The following is a 13,379-nucleotide window of genomic DNA, read 5'->3' as shown; positions in this document are numbered from 1 at the left end:
AGTAGGCTACTTATCATTATTATCAAAACGATCTATCTTTTCAACTGCCTTCAACTCGCCTGTTTCATCATTTTCTACTAGATGTCTTAGCATTGAAATTTTGTTATCCCAAAATTGTTCATAGAAGGAAAGCCAGTCCTTTAATTCAAGTAAAGTATCTGGTTGCAGCTTGTACCTTATTTCTCTTCCTACTTTTTCTACACTTAAAAGATTAGCTTCAGATAGTATCCGTAAATGCTTGGACACAGCCGTACGACTCATCGGGAAGTGCTTGCTTATTACGGTCACAGGTAATTCCTGATTCGCGAGTAGCTTTAGCATTTTGCGGCGAGAAGGATCAGCAATCGCTTGGAAAACATCATATTTTTGAACGGCTGTCATTATCCCTCAACTACTTTGCGAAGACGATCATTAACAATTCCTTCCCAACCATTGTTCATTCGATTTCTTATGACAGTATGTGTCTCACCTGCTGGCCCGACCACTTCGTTTGGTGCCCCCCAGCCAGAATGGATAAGTGTAAATTCTGTTTTTCCTTCTAATTCCTTTAACTCGAACGAAACTTTCCAGCCAAATACGCCCCAAGTGAATGTAAGTCCAGTTGGCTGATTCACTTCTAACACTTTACACGGTGATTTCTCATATGGTGAATGGAGCGTGAACTCATGACCTTCCTTTGGCTCAAAATCATTTGGCATAAACCATTCAGCAATTCCCTCTGAAGATGAAACTGCTTGCCATACCTTTTCAATTGATGCATTAAATACTGTTGTTTTACGAATTTCTGGTACTTTTTCTTGATTATTTGTCATGTGTATTGCCTCCATGTATATTATGTAACCAAATGGTTTCCTAACAACAATAATACGAAACCTTTTGGTTACGTGTCAATAAGAATTTTAAATCATTACATTAGGGAATAATTACAATTGTTCCTCTAACCACTGAATGATATGAGTTATTACTTCTTTTCGATTTGTTTCATTCAGCATTTCATGACGTCCTTCTTTATAAAACATATAATCTATATTTTTAATTCCATGTTTTTTATATTGTTTGATAACACCGATAACACCTTTTGTTTGATTACCGACCGGGTCATGATCCCCACTGAAAAAGAAGAAGGGTAGATCCGTTTCAATTTTTTTGACTTCATCGTTTCGATGGATTATTTCTAATCCAGAAAGTAAATCATAATAAAAGCTAGTTGTAGCAATAAATCCGCAATGAGGATCTTCTATATATTTTTGTACCTCGTTTCGATCCCTTGTCAGCCAATCATAATCAGTTTCAATCGTGGAGAACTTCTTATTATACCCACCAAAGGTTAGCTTGTTCATGAATGGACTCTCAGTTCGCTTACCCAATTTATTAACCTGAGATTTTGCTAGTCTTTTACCGATTTTCCCCATCAATCCTGGATCTCCACCTGTTCCAGAGATGATCACTCCATCAACCTGTTTTTGAAAGCGTTGTACAAAACGTCGAACTAAAAATGATCCCATACTATGTCCCATTATGAAAATAGGTGTATCTGGATACTCAGTGTGAATGAAATCGTTTATTTCCCCTAGGTCATCAACAGCTCGTTCAAATCCATCACCATCAGCAAAAAAACCTAAAGTCCCGGCTTTTTCACCTGTTTTTCCATGTCCACGATGGTCATTTCCATAAACAAAAAAACCTGCTGAAACAAGTGCAATGGCAAATTCGTGATATCGATTTATATGCTCTGCCATCCCATGTGATACTTGTAAGATCGCTCTTGGCTTAACATTTTCTTTATACCATTTAAGCAAATAAACCTCATGGCCATCAGACATTGTTAACCACTTTTTCTGATTCATACTAAGCATCCCCTTTTCACTAGGTTCTTATCAACTAAAGCGCAAGCGCCTTGATCAGCCTCAGGCAAATAAGATACTTTAGAATAGAAGGCATTCTTTGACTTCAATTCTAAAGTATCTAGACCCTAGAGGGGCTAGGCGCTGGAGCTGGATGTCGTGTGCTTATCCACAGTTCAAGAATTTTATAATTTCCTTAACGACTAAAAAAGAGACCGGAACTATCATTATAACAATCGCTATAATGTAGCATGGTCTCTTCAAGTCTCCTACGGTCTTATTTACTTAACTAAATTATAACATCCCTTAACATTGCATAACAGAAAAAAGCGCAATACAAATTACGTGATACGCCAATATTTGATTTTGAAAGTTATCTAAAGTACTCCCAAAGCTCTCTTTTTGAAGTTGTAATTGCCTCAGCACCCGCTGATAGTGCGTCCTCAACCTCCCGAGTACTACGGATAAGACCTCCGGCAAAAATCTTAATGTTTGTTCTTTCCTTTACCTCTTTAATCATCCATGGCATAGCACCTGGTAATACTTCAATATAATCAGGCTTTGTTTTTTCAACTAAGCGATAACTTCTCTCCAGAGCATGTGAATCAATTAAAAACATCCGTTGAATCGCAATAACTCCCTTTTGCTTCGCTTTAATAATAACAGAGGATTTAGTTGAAATCAGTCCATATGGTTCAAACTCCTGGCAGATATATTCTGTTGCATAATCATCATTTTTCAGCCCATGAATGAGATCAACATGGTAAATAATTTTTTTATTATATTGCTTTGCAAGCTTATGGATATTAATTAATTGTGAAATGTGAGTTTCTAAGAATACACCGATCTCATAATTACTTTGTAAAAACTTTTCAAATTGCTTAATAGTAGAAAAAGCCGGTAATATTTTTTGCATTTGCATAGTCTTCACCTTTTCATTTAGCTATATTAATAATCGCACATTGTTGAATAGGGGTATTTTTAATAAGTATGGATTCCTTTGTTATCACAAATTCCTCTCGAGGTACAATCATCAATACTAATTGCTACTCGTCATTTTTAAGGGTATTGCCTACTAATTATCTATCATTAAACAAAATTATTAGCAATATTGTACCATTAATCTTGTTGTTTTCCACAGCAGTCCTCATAAAAAACTATTATTTTAATATTTGAATTAGTCATAACTTACACCATTTCGTTAATGAGTGATTACTCACTTTACAAGAGAAGTAACAAGGTTTATTATTTAAGTGAGTAATCACTCATTTTATAGGAAGAGGTGAAGAATTTTGAAACAGACAAAAGAGATTGTTTCAATTCAACATATCTCAAGAGCATTTGGTAAACAGCAGGTCTTAAACGATATTAGTCTAGATATCTATGAAGGCGAGATCTTTGGACTGCTTGGACCCTCAGGTGCAGGTAAAACTACACTAGTCAAACAGTTGGTTGGTTTGGATCTACCCACATCAGGAGAAAACTTTCTATTTCAAGAGAAAATGCCATCATTAAAATTAATCGAAAGAGTCGGATATATGGCCCAAGCTGATGCACTTTATGGAGAATTATCAGCAAAGGAAAATCTTCAATTTTTTGCATCACTTTATGGGTTAAAAGGCATGAAGCAGCAACAAAGAATGACTGATGTGATGGAAGTTGTTCAACTTACAGATCACATGACTAAACTCGTCTCTAATTACTCTGGTGGCATGAAAAGAAGGCTATCATTAGCTATTTCACTTCTCCACGAGCCTGATATTCTAATACTCGATGAGCCTACCGTGGGGATTGACCCCGTTTTAAGAAGAAGCATTTGGGAAGCATTTTATGACCTAAAGAAAAAGGGTACAACGATAATTGTGACGACACACGTCATGGATGAAGCGGAAAAATGTGACAGATTAGGATTAATGCGAAACGGTGGCCTGATTGCAGTTGGTACACCAAAGGAACTGAAAGAAAAAACAAAGACCACGACAATTGAAGAAGCATTTCTCGTCTATGGAGGTGCCTACTTATGAGAATAAAAGCATTAGTCATTCGAATTTTACGACAAATCGTTCGTGATAAAAGAACGATGGGGTTGTTAATATTCGCACCGATTCTTGTTTTAACGATGCTTCACTTCGTTTTTAATACTGATGATTATAACCCTAAGGTAGGTCTAGTAAATGTTCCAGAAACAGTCGTAGATAAACTTGAGCTAGATGACGCAACAGTCACTCAATATAATGATGAAAAGGATGCTAAAAGGGATCTTTCTGATCGAGAAATCGATTGCTATATCCGATTTGACAACCAAATTCCTTCAATTTTTCTTGAAGGGAGTGATCCAAGTGTTAATGGAGCAACAGTTAAATGGATCCAAACCGCTTTAGGATCTCTGCAAGGAAATAGTGCAGCTTTTGACCTTGAAGTTGATTATTTACACGGTTCCAGTGAAATGGGACAGTTTGATTATTTTGGACCAGTTCTACTTGGATTTTTTGTTTTCTTCTTTGTTTTCCTTATTGCAGGTGTTTCATTTTTAAGAGAACGCACAACAGGAACACTTGAACGACTTCTATCAAGTCCATTGAGAAAGTGGGAAATCGTAATTGGCTATGTACTTGGCTTTGGTATATTTACCATGGTTCAGGCGTCAATCATTGCCGCTTATGCTATTTATGTATTAGGGATGCTGATGGAAGGAGCATTCGTCTATGTCATGTTAATAACCTTACTCCTTTCGTTAACAGCTCTTACTTTAGGAATTTTACTTTCATCTTTTGCTAATAATGAACTGCAAATGATTCAGTTTATACCAATTATCGTTGTCCCGCAAATATTCTTTTCAGGATTGTTTAACTTAGAAACAATTTCAGACTGGCTCAGTTGGATTGGACCATTCACACCATTATACTATGCTGCAGATGCACTAAGAGAAGTAATGGTTAGGGGCTATGGCTGGGATAAAATCCAACTGGACCTCCTTGCATTAGCAGGCTTCTCCATCTTATTTATACTGTTAAACATCTCAGCGCTTAAAAAGTACCGGAAAATATAGATTCGCGGATAAACGAAATGTTGAATTTCACCTACTAGTAAAAATCATTTATTATAGACTTATATTCAAGGTACAAAGGAGCACAAAATGTCTGAACAAGATAAAATGATCGATGAATTGTTTAATCATGATGAGGAGTTAACAGAAAAACAGAAAAAAATCTTAGCTGCTGCAATTGAGTCCTTTGCAGAGAAGGGCTATGCGGCTACCTCTACAAGTGAGATTGCGAAAAAAGCTGGTGTAGCAGAAGGAACAATCTTTAGGCATTATAAAACGAAGAAGGAATTACTGCTAACCATTGTAGCCCCAATGATGGCAAAACTAATAGCACCTTTTGTTATAAAAGATTTTAATAAAGTACTAAACCAGGATTATGAACACTTTGAAGACTTCGTGAGAGCGATGATTGAGAACCGCACAAAATTTCTTATGAGTAACATGCAACTTTTTAGAATACTCATTCAAGAAATTCCTTTTCAACCAGAATTAAAAGAACAATTTAAAGAACATATTGCGAAAAAAATATTTGAACGGTTCGAAAAGGTGATTGCACATTACCAGGCTAAAGGACAGATCATTGACATGCCACCTTTTAGCGTTATCCGGATGACAGCTTCAACGATCTTTGGCTATGTTATTGCCCGCTATTTGTTAGTGCCTGAAGCAGAATGGGACGATGAGGCCGAAATCGAAAGAACGGTACAGTTTTTAATGCACGGGTTATCTCCTATAAAGTAAGGTTTTTCTATGTAATTAAAGTCCCTGCAAAAAGTAACGAGGTAGGCTAGTCCATAAGATTTTGACCAGCCTTCCTTGTTATCAACTATTTCATAAATCGCTTAATGATTTTTAAACTATTTTTTGCATTTGGATAACGAAAACGCAAGTCAAAACGATTCGTTTGTTTGAGAACACTTTTGTAATGTGAGAAGGCAACAAAACTAGATTCACCATGGTATGAACCTATCCCACTTTCTCCTACTCCACCGAATGGAAGATAAGGTGTCGCTATGTGCATTAACGTATCATTGACACATCCTCCTCCGAATGAAATAGAATTTGTAACCACACTTTCAATCTTTTCATTTGTGGTAAAAATGTAAAGCGCCAATGGCTTTGGACGACTTGTAACAAAATCAATTACGTCTTGAATATGTTCATATTCAATTATCGGCAAAATTGGACCGAAAATTTCATCCGTCATTACAGGGACTGACATATCTCTAGGCTTTATCAATGTGGGGTTAATCTTATGTTTTTCTTCGCTAATTTGTCCACCGAACAAAATTTCTCCATCATTTAAATACCCTCTTACACGATTGAAATGTCGTTGATTCACAATTTTGGGATACTCTTCGTTTTCAATTGGATTTTGTCCATAAAAATCAACAACAACTTTTTTTAATTCTTCGATAAACTTATTTTGAATGTTTTTATGAATGTACAAATAGTCAGGAGCTATGCAAGTTTGTCCTGAATTTGTCCACTTTCCAAATGCAATTCGTTTAGCAGCCAATCCGATATCTGCAGTTTCGTCTACAATACAAGGGCTTTTCCCCCCAAGCTCTAACGTAACAGGAATCAATCGATTAGCTGCTTTTTGCATCACGATTTTCCCAACCGGTACACTCCCTGTAAAAAAAATATAATCAAACGGCTGTTCAAGTAAGTGGCTAGTCGTTTCTACTCCGCCTTCCATTACCGCAATAAATGCTGGATCAAACACCTCACTAATTACCTTAGCAAGCAAGCTGGAAGTATGTGGGGTTAATTCTGAAGGTTTTAAAATAGCTGTATTACCCGCAGCAATTGCACCTATTAATGGAGCTAGCTGTAATTGGAAAGGATAATTCCATGGCGCAATAATTAGTGTGACACCATAAGGCTCAGCAATTTTGTATCCTTTTGATCCAATATGGGTCTTTGCAGTTTTTACCTTTTCTGGTTTCATCCATTTGTTGATATTTTTTAAAGTAAAGCGGATCTCTTCAAGCAAAAATCCAATTTCTGTAACATATGCTTCGGTTTTTGATTTATTTAAGTCGAGTTTTAGCGCTTCACATATTTGCTCCTCATTGGAACGGATTAGATTAGCAAGATTTTCAAGCATTTTCACTCTAAATTCGATTGGTTTTGTTTGACCACTATGGAAGAATTTTTTCTGCAATAGAACATTTGAATGGACTGAATCTAATGTATGATCTTTAGTAATTGTTTTAGGCAACGAAATCCCTCCTACCTATTTAGCTTTCATTAACACAAATTGAATTTAAATGATATACAAACTGTTAACGAAGTAGATTTTCCGATTCAAGGTAACCTAGTAATTTTTTGAGTCTGTTCCATCTTGATAGGCATCAAAGTAAAGAGCTTATCCTAATTGAATAAGCTCTTACTACTTTATTAATAATTTTCGCTATTCAGTCTGTGGTTCCTGCTTTGTTGCAGGAGTGGACATTGCAAGTTTGTCATTCGTCAACATAAAAACAAAAACAATAACAAGAGCAGCAGGGATCAACGCCCAAATAAATGTTTGGGCAATTGAACTAGATAATGCATCTGTGATTTTTTCAAGTATTGGTTCAGGAATTGCTTTTCTTGCTTCAGGTGATAAAAGAGACCGTGGATCACTTCCCTGAAACGCTTGCCCGCTGCCTTCGAAAGAGTCATGCATATGTTCTGAAAAGATGTTCCGCTGGATAATTCCATAAACTGTTATTCCAATTGTCATTCCAAGTTGTCGTACAAAAGAGATTGTTGAATTGGCTGAACCCCTTTGTCTTGCATCCATATGATGAATCGCAGCCATGCTTAATACAGAAAAGGAAGCTCCTGTTCCAAGACCAACAATAATCATGTACAACGTTAAGATCAATTTAGGTGTATCCACTGTCAGTGTACCTAGAAGGTAGATTCCAATAATGAAGATAACTGCGAAAGCCATCATCACATTCCGATATCCGATCCTTGACGCTAAGATTGCCCCTAGCTGACTAGAAACGACAACACCTAGCATCATAGGCAGAAGAATAAGTCCAGAATTTGTAGCAGTTCCCCCTGTGACACCTTGTACGTAAAGAGGGATATAGATTGAAGCGACTATGAAGGCTATTCCATAAAACAAGCCTACAAGAGTACTAGAAGCAAATAATCTGTCCTTAAACATGTTAAACGAAATAACCGGGTCTGATGCTTTCGTTTCGACAACTAAAAATGTTATAAATAAAATGACAAAGCCTACAAATAAACTAATAATATTAATTGAGTCCCAATCATATTCGTTTCCACCAAGCTCTAATGCAAACATAAGACAAATAACCGCACCCACAAGGGTAAAAGCACCAATCCAATCAATCTTTTGCTTAGAATGCTCTAGAGATTCTTGATAATATTTAAAAATTAAAAAGAATGAAATTAGCCCGAGCGGAAGATTAATGTAGAAAATCCAATGCCAGCTTATGTAATCCGTAATATAAGCACCTAGCAACGGACCAAAAATACTTGAAAGACCAAAAACTGCTCCAAACAAGCCTGTCATTTTCCCTCGTTTTTCTGGTGGGAAAATATCAAAAAGAATGGTAAAGGTGATTGGGATTAGCGCACCTCCGCCAATTCCTTGTATAGCTCGATAAACGCTAAGCTGCTCAATACTTTGTGCTGTACCGCAAAGAATGGAACCGAATAAAAAAAGAACAATCCCTAAGATGAAAAATCGTTTGCGTCCAAACATGTCAGACAACTTCCCAAAGATTGGCATACCGGCCATCTCAGCTACCATATAGGCAGAAGTTACCCATATGAATTTATCAAGGCCACCCAAATCTGAAACAATTGTCCCCATCGCTGTTGCTACAATCGTATTGTCCATCGATGACATCAATATAGCTAATAGCAAACCAGCAACAACAAAGCCTATTTTGTTATTCTCAGTATTCAAATGTGTGTCTCCTTTAATCTATTTATGTTGTTTCCTTAATACTATAGATTCACTAAATGAAGACATTAGCCTACACTCTTAAAATCTACAACATTATAATTCCACTTTAACCTTCATATTATCATTCAATTTGACATCCACTAACAGTAATCCTTTGTGAGCCTTCAAGGAGGACACTAATACTTTAAATGTCATTTTATCCAATGAATCAGGCAGCCATACACTTACTTTAGAATCTTGTTTTGTCCATTTTTTTACTTGTTTCCAAAAAGCATTTGACGATAAAAGAGAGCCACAGCAATTCAAAACAAAATAAGGAACTGGGACAACAAAGTGATAATTTTTCTTTGTTACAATCGTTACTTTAATCATTTATCTCACTCAATAATAACGGATACCTTATCGCCGTTTGCAGAGGTAATATCAACGATTTGTCCGTCTATTTCGTTTTCTATCGCTTGCAGAAGAAGATCAATATCAATGTCTTTTACATACATTTCTGCTTGCGGAACCTTGCTCGCAATTCCATGGCCAGCTTTTAAAACAGCTTTAACTAGATTGATTGGCACATTCACATTAATATTATCTCCCTCAGTAGATACAACTTGTACTCTGAGCATCTTTTTATTGTAATCTACTTCTTTTTCCGGTAGATTTCTTGTTTCTGTTCCTCTCATCACCTGTAGAAGTTCAGCTGCTTTTTCTACATCAAGCTTCCCTTCTTGTACCATGGCCATCACTTTAGCTATTTCCTCTTTCATATGCATCCGCCTCACCTTCCTTAATCATGTTAATTGCCTCTTCAGGAGTTATTTCACCCGATTCTAGCATTGAAATTACCTTTTTCTTATCGATCTTACTTTTTGATTGTGCAGCATATCCAAGCGCTTCAATAATTTCATTTAGTTTTCCACGGACTGTAGGGTAAGATATGGATAGCTCCTTTTCTACTTCTTTAATATTTCCCCTACATTTTAAAAAAACTTCGATAAATTGAAGCTGCTCCTGTTCCAGAGAAAAAAATTTAGACATCTCAAATTCATTTTCAATAGTTGTTTGGCAATTTGAACAATGTAATTTTGTAACTTTCAACTTCTTAGTGCATACTGGACAATCTGTTATCAATGGATAAGCCATGATTCTCCCCTTTCACGTTTATATCTATATTTTAATACAGAAATTAAATAATTCAAGTTTATTATTAAATACTTTAATTAATTTATATAAATAAATTAATTTTTGAAATAATATTATAAACATTATGGATCCAATCACTTTTTGGAGGTTAACATATAGAAAAGCCTTTAATCTAACATATAGTATCTTTTTCCAATAAAAAAAGCCAACCTGTATGGTTGACTAGTTTTTGCTTTTTGTGATTACGCGCCTTAGAGGATTCGAACCTCTGACCGACAGCTTAGAAGGCTGTTGCTCTATCCTGCTGAGCTAAAGGCGCACTATATTTACAGTAGAAGAAAACTTCAAAACTCTCACTCTAAGAGAGGTGTTCTTCAGCCATTTTGAGGATTACTCCAAGTAAAATGGCTCCGCAGGTAGGACTCGAACCTACGACCGATCGGTTAACAGCCGATAGCTCTACCACTGAGCTACTGCGGAATAAAAATATGAAATGGTGGGCCTAAATGGACTCGAACCATCGACCTCACGCTTATCAGGCGTGCGCTCTAACCAGCTGAGCTATAGGCCCCCTTTTAAAAATTGGAGCGGGTGAAGGGAATCGAACCCTCATCATCAGCTTGGAAGGCTGAGGTTTTACCACTAAACTACACCCGCAAGTAAATGGGGCGACTGATGGGAATCGAACCCACGAATGCCTGAACCACAATCAGGTGCGTTAACCACTTCGCCACAATCGCCAAAAGAGTTAAATTTAATCTAAAAAATGGTGGCTCGGGACGGAATCGAACCGCCGACACATGGATTTTCAGTCCATTGCTCTACCAACTGAGCTACCGAGCCATAAATTGTTTACGGCTTCCGTTAAGCTTCAAATCTCTTCGTCAACTCCTGCACTCACATCCTCACGTATTGACATACGCTCCGGTGTTCGTTTAGTCGTTTCCTCGACCTTTTCGCTTACCGAAACCCTTTTACTTAAGATTAGTAAAAAAGTAAATATTATCATAATAAAAATGGCGGTCCGGACGGGACTCGAACCCGCGACCTCCTGCGTGACAGGCAGGCATTCTAACCAACTGAACTACCGGACCATTTGGTTGCGGGGACAGGATTTGAACCTGCGACCTTCGGGTTATGAGCCCGACGAGCTACCAGACTGCTCCACCCCGCGATAATAAAAATAATAAAGATATCCTATGAATATTGTTTCTGCTTATACGGACCGTCCCGATTTCAGGAAGTAAATTCAAGATGCAGTTCAATCGGTACGCTGATGTTAATCAATGAAGCATATTCGTTCGTGCTCCACCCCGCGATAATAAAATATAAAATTTTAAAAATATGGAGGAGGAAGGGGGATTCGAACCCCCGCGGGTTTTGACACCCCTGTCGGTTTTCAAGACCGATCCCTTCAGCCGGACTTGGGTATTCCTCCGTAATATGATGGAAACTGGTGGACCTTGTAGGACTCGAACCTACGACCGGACGGTTATGAGCCGTCTGCTCTAACCAGCTGAGCTAAAGGTCCCTGTGTTAATTTCAGTATATATTATTCAATACTACTTAGTAGCCTGTTGTGCTCTAAAGGAAAACCTTATGACTCATTAGATAATATATCATATTAAGTATTATTTCACTTGTACTTGCCGCCCAAATTTCAGAAAGCATATTCAAGTAGCAGCTCAATTTGTGCGCTGAAGTATCGCTTCGATGATTATTCTTTCGTGCTCTAACTAGCTGAGCTAAAGGTCCAAATTGGTAGCGGCGGAGGGAGTCGAACCCACGACCTCACGGGTATGAACCGTACGCTCTAGCCAGCTGAGCTACACCGCCAAAATGGAAATTTATTATTTAACTATATGGTGGAGCCTAGCGGGATCGAACCGCTGACCTCCTGCGTGCAAAGCAGGCGCTCTCCCAGCTGAGCTAAGGCCCCAAAATAAATCTTCAGACTACTTTTAAACTTAATGGCGCGCCCGAGAGGAGTCGAACCCCTAACCTTTTGATCCGTAGTCAAACGCTCTATCCAATTGAGCTACGGGCGCATTTTGTAAGTGGTGCCGAGGACCGGAATCGAACCGGTACGGTAGTCACCTACCGCAGGATTTTAAGTCCTGTGCGTCTGCCAGTTCCGCCACCCCGGCTAACTAAAAATAGGATAAAATTCGACAAAATAATAGCCCCAAATTAGGGGCTTTTACCTGGCAACGTCCTACTCTCACAGGGGGAAACCCCCAACTACCATCGGCGCTGAAGAGCTTAACTTCCGTGTTCGGCATGGGAACGGGTGTGGCCTCTTCGCCATCATTACCAGATAAAATATTAAATTGAAGGGATATTCCTTCAAAACTAGATAACGATTCACAATTCAATTCACTAAGTTTCTCTTATTTTTACAGGAACCGTTAGGCTGCTGTATATTTTGTGGTTAAGTCCTCGATCGATTAGTATCTGTCAGCTCCACACGTCACCGCGCTTCCACCTCAGACCTATCAACCTGATCATCTTTCAGGGATCTTACTAGCTTACGCTATGGGAAATCTCATCTTGAGGGGGGCTTCATGCTTAGATGCTTTCAGCACTTATCCCTTCCGCACATAGCTACCCAGCTATGCCTTTGGCAAGACAACTGGTACACCAGCGGTGCGTCCATCCCGGTCCTCTCGTACTAAGGACAGCTCCTCTCAAATTTCCTACGCCCACGACGGATAGGGACCGAACTGTCTCACGACGTTCTGAACCCAGCTCGCGTACCGCTTTAATGGGCGAACAGCCCAACCCTTGGGACCGACTACAGCCCCAGGATGCGATGAGCCGACATCGAGGTGCCAAACCTCCCCGTCGATGTGGACTCTTGGGGAGATAAGCCTGTTATCCCCGGGGTAGCTTTTATCCGTTGAGCGATGGCCCTTCCATGCGGAACCACCGGATCACTAAGCCCGACTTTCGTCCCTGCTCGACTTGTAGGTCTCACAGTCAAGCTCCCTTGTGCCTTTACACTCTACGAATGATTTCCAACCATTCTGAGGGAACCTTTGGGCGCCTCCGTTACATTTTAGGAGGCGACCGCCCCAGTCAAACTGCCCACCTGACACTGTCTCCCAGCCCGATAAGGGCTGTGGGTTAGAATTTCAATACAGCCAGGGTAGTATCCCACCGACGCCTCCACCGAAGCTAGCGCTCCGGCTTCTCAGGCTCCTACCTATCCTGTACAAGCTGTACCAAAATTCAATATCAGGCTACAGTAAAGCTCCACGGGGTCTTTCCGTCCTGTCGCGGGTAACCTGCATCTTCACAGGTACTATAATTTCACCGAGTCTCTCGTTGAGACAGTGCCCAGATCGTTACGCCTTTCGTGCGGGTCGGAACTTACCCGACAAGGAATTTCGCTACCTTAGGACCGTTATAG

The 13,379-nt window shown here is 38.9% G+C and carries 12 protein-coding genes, 14 tRNA genes and 2 rRNA genes (1 of these 28 only partly in view); 3 read left to right on the top strand and 25 right to left on the bottom strand.

The window, feature by feature from the left end; translation table 11 throughout:
- Positions 1-6 precede the first annotated feature (6 nt).
- From WCV66_RS07310 to WCV66_RS07295, 4 genes are all read right to left on the bottom strand, one after another.
- Positions 7-381: a metalloregulator ArsR/SmtB family transcription factor gene (locus tag WCV66_RS07310; protein ID WP_338788468.1), complete on the bottom strand. Its 375-nt coding sequence runs from the start codon at positions 379-381 to the stop codon at positions 7-9.
- Positions 381-812, bottom strand: a complete 432-nt coding sequence (locus WCV66_RS07305) for an SRPBCC domain-containing protein (protein WP_338788467.1) — start codon at positions 810-812, stop codon at positions 381-383. Before WCV66_RS07305 ends, WCV66_RS07310 begins: the two co-directional genes overlap by 1 nt.
- 111 nt (positions 813-923) lie before the next feature.
- Complete coding sequence (locus WCV66_RS07300; RefSeq protein ID WP_338788466.1) at positions 924-1,847, bottom strand: lysophospholipase; 924 nt, start codon at positions 1,845-1,847, stop codon at positions 924-926.
- 370 nt (positions 1,848-2,217) lie between these two features.
- Positions 2,218-2,766: a glycerol-3-phosphate responsive antiterminator gene (locus WCV66_RS07295; protein WP_066329717.1), complete on the bottom strand. Its 549-nt coding sequence runs from the start codon at positions 2,764-2,766 to the stop codon at positions 2,218-2,220.
- A 370-nt stretch (positions 2,767-3,136) separates the two neighbouring features.
- On the opposite strand from WCV66_RS07295, the gene WCV66_RS07290 reads away from it, so the two are divergent.
- The 3 genes from WCV66_RS07290 (at position 3,137) to WCV66_RS07280 (ending at position 5,631) form a co-directional block, all read left to right on the top strand.
- Positions 3,137-3,868: an ABC transporter ATP-binding protein gene (locus WCV66_RS07290; protein WP_066329715.1), complete on the top strand. Its 732-nt coding sequence runs from the start codon at positions 3,137-3,139 to the stop codon at positions 3,866-3,868.
- On the top strand, positions 3,865-4,893 hold the full coding sequence (locus WCV66_RS07285; RefSeq protein ID WP_338788464.1) for an ABC transporter permease: 1,029 nt from the start codon (positions 3,865-3,867) through the stop codon (positions 4,891-4,893). Before WCV66_RS07290 ends, WCV66_RS07285 begins: the two co-directional genes overlap by 4 nt.
- 87 nt (positions 4,894-4,980) lie before the next feature.
- Positions 4,981-5,631 carry a TetR/AcrR family transcriptional regulator gene (locus WCV66_RS07280; RefSeq protein WP_338788463.1) on the top strand — a complete coding sequence of 217 codons (651 nt, stop codon included), beginning with the start codon at positions 4,981-4,983 and terminating at the stop codon, positions 5,629-5,631.
- A gap of 85 nt (positions 5,632-5,716) precedes the next feature.
- Here WCV66_RS07280 and WCV66_RS07275 read toward each other — a convergent pair whose 3' ends face one another.
- The 21 genes from WCV66_RS07275 to WCV66_RS07175 form a co-directional block, all read right to left on the bottom strand.
- Positions 5,717-7,117 (bottom strand): aldehyde dehydrogenase, encoded by a 1,401-nt coding sequence (locus tag WCV66_RS07275; protein ID WP_338788462.1) that lies wholly within the window; start codon positions 7,115-7,117, stop codon positions 5,717-5,719.
- Positions 7,118-7,309: 192 nt separating this feature from the next.
- Positions 7,310-8,830: an MDR family MFS transporter gene (locus WCV66_RS07270; RefSeq protein ID WP_338788460.1), complete on the bottom strand. Its 1,521-nt coding sequence runs from the start codon at positions 8,828-8,830 to the stop codon at positions 7,310-7,312.
- 93 nt (positions 8,831-8,923) lie between these two features.
- The gene (locus WCV66_RS07265; protein WP_338788459.1) at positions 8,924-9,202 is read right to left on the bottom strand and encodes a hypothetical protein; all 279 of its coding nucleotides are present in this window, start codon (positions 9,200-9,202) and stop codon (positions 8,924-8,926) included.
- 5 nt (positions 9,203-9,207) lie between these two features.
- Complete coding sequence (locus WCV66_RS07260) at positions 9,208-9,591, bottom strand: SHOCT-like domain-containing protein (protein ID WP_338788458.1); 384 nt, start codon at positions 9,589-9,591, stop codon at positions 9,208-9,210.
- Entirely contained in the window at positions 9,572-9,967 is a 396-nt protein-coding gene (locus WCV66_RS07255) for a DUF2089 domain-containing protein (protein ID WP_066329703.1), read from the bottom strand. The genes WCV66_RS07260 and WCV66_RS07255 overlap by 20 nt, the downstream gene beginning before the upstream one ends.
- Positions 9,968-10,212: 245 nt before the next feature.
- Positions 10,213-10,286, bottom strand: a tRNA-Arg gene (locus tag WCV66_RS07250).
- Between the two features lie 86 nt (positions 10,287-10,372).
- A tRNA-Asn gene (locus tag WCV66_RS07245) sits at positions 10,373-10,447 on the bottom strand.
- A gap of 14 nt (positions 10,448-10,461) precedes the next feature.
- Positions 10,462-10,538, bottom strand: a tRNA-Ile gene (locus tag WCV66_RS07240).
- Positions 10,539-10,550: 12 nt separating this feature from the next.
- Positions 10,551-10,624: transfer RNA gene (locus tag WCV66_RS07235), tRNA-Gly, on the bottom strand.
- A 7-nt stretch (positions 10,625-10,631) separates the two neighbouring features.
- A tRNA-His gene (locus WCV66_RS07230) sits at positions 10,632-10,707 on the bottom strand.
- A 27-nt stretch (positions 10,708-10,734) separates the two neighbouring features.
- A tRNA-Phe gene (locus WCV66_RS07225) sits at positions 10,735-10,810 on the bottom strand.
- A gap of 174 nt (positions 10,811-10,984) precedes the next feature.
- A tRNA-Asp gene (locus WCV66_RS07220) sits at positions 10,985-11,061 on the bottom strand.
- 3 nt (positions 11,062-11,064) lie between these two features.
- Positions 11,065-11,141, bottom strand: a tRNA-Met gene (locus WCV66_RS07215).
- 171 nt (positions 11,142-11,312) lie between these two features.
- Positions 11,313-11,405, bottom strand: a tRNA-Ser gene (locus WCV66_RS07210).
- A gap of 16 nt (positions 11,406-11,421) precedes the next feature.
- Positions 11,422-11,498: transfer RNA gene (locus tag WCV66_RS07205), tRNA-Ile, on the bottom strand.
- Between the two features lie 228 nt (positions 11,499-11,726).
- Positions 11,727-11,803: transfer RNA gene (locus WCV66_RS07200), tRNA-Met, on the bottom strand.
- 27 nt (positions 11,804-11,830) lie between these two features.
- Positions 11,831-11,906: transfer RNA gene (locus WCV66_RS07195), tRNA-Ala, on the bottom strand.
- Between the two features lie 32 nt (positions 11,907-11,938).
- A tRNA-Arg gene (locus tag WCV66_RS07190) sits at positions 11,939-12,015 on the bottom strand.
- A 10-nt stretch (positions 12,016-12,025) separates the two neighbouring features.
- Positions 12,026-12,114, bottom strand: a tRNA-Leu gene (locus WCV66_RS07185).
- A 55-nt stretch (positions 12,115-12,169) separates the two neighbouring features.
- A 5S ribosomal RNA gene (rrf, locus tag WCV66_RS07180) occupies positions 12,170-12,285 on the bottom strand.
- A 109-nt stretch (positions 12,286-12,394) separates the two neighbouring features.
- Positions 12,395-13,379: ribosomal RNA gene (locus WCV66_RS07175) — 23S ribosomal RNA — on the bottom strand (it continues 1,945 nt past the right edge of the window).

The organism is Metabacillus rhizosphaerae (genome assembly GCF_037201795.1).
Lineage (GTDB): Bacteria > Bacillota > Bacilli > Bacillales > Bacillaceae > Metabacillus > Metabacillus rhizosphaerae.
This window is presented reverse-complemented; position numbering and strand designations above follow the sequence as displayed.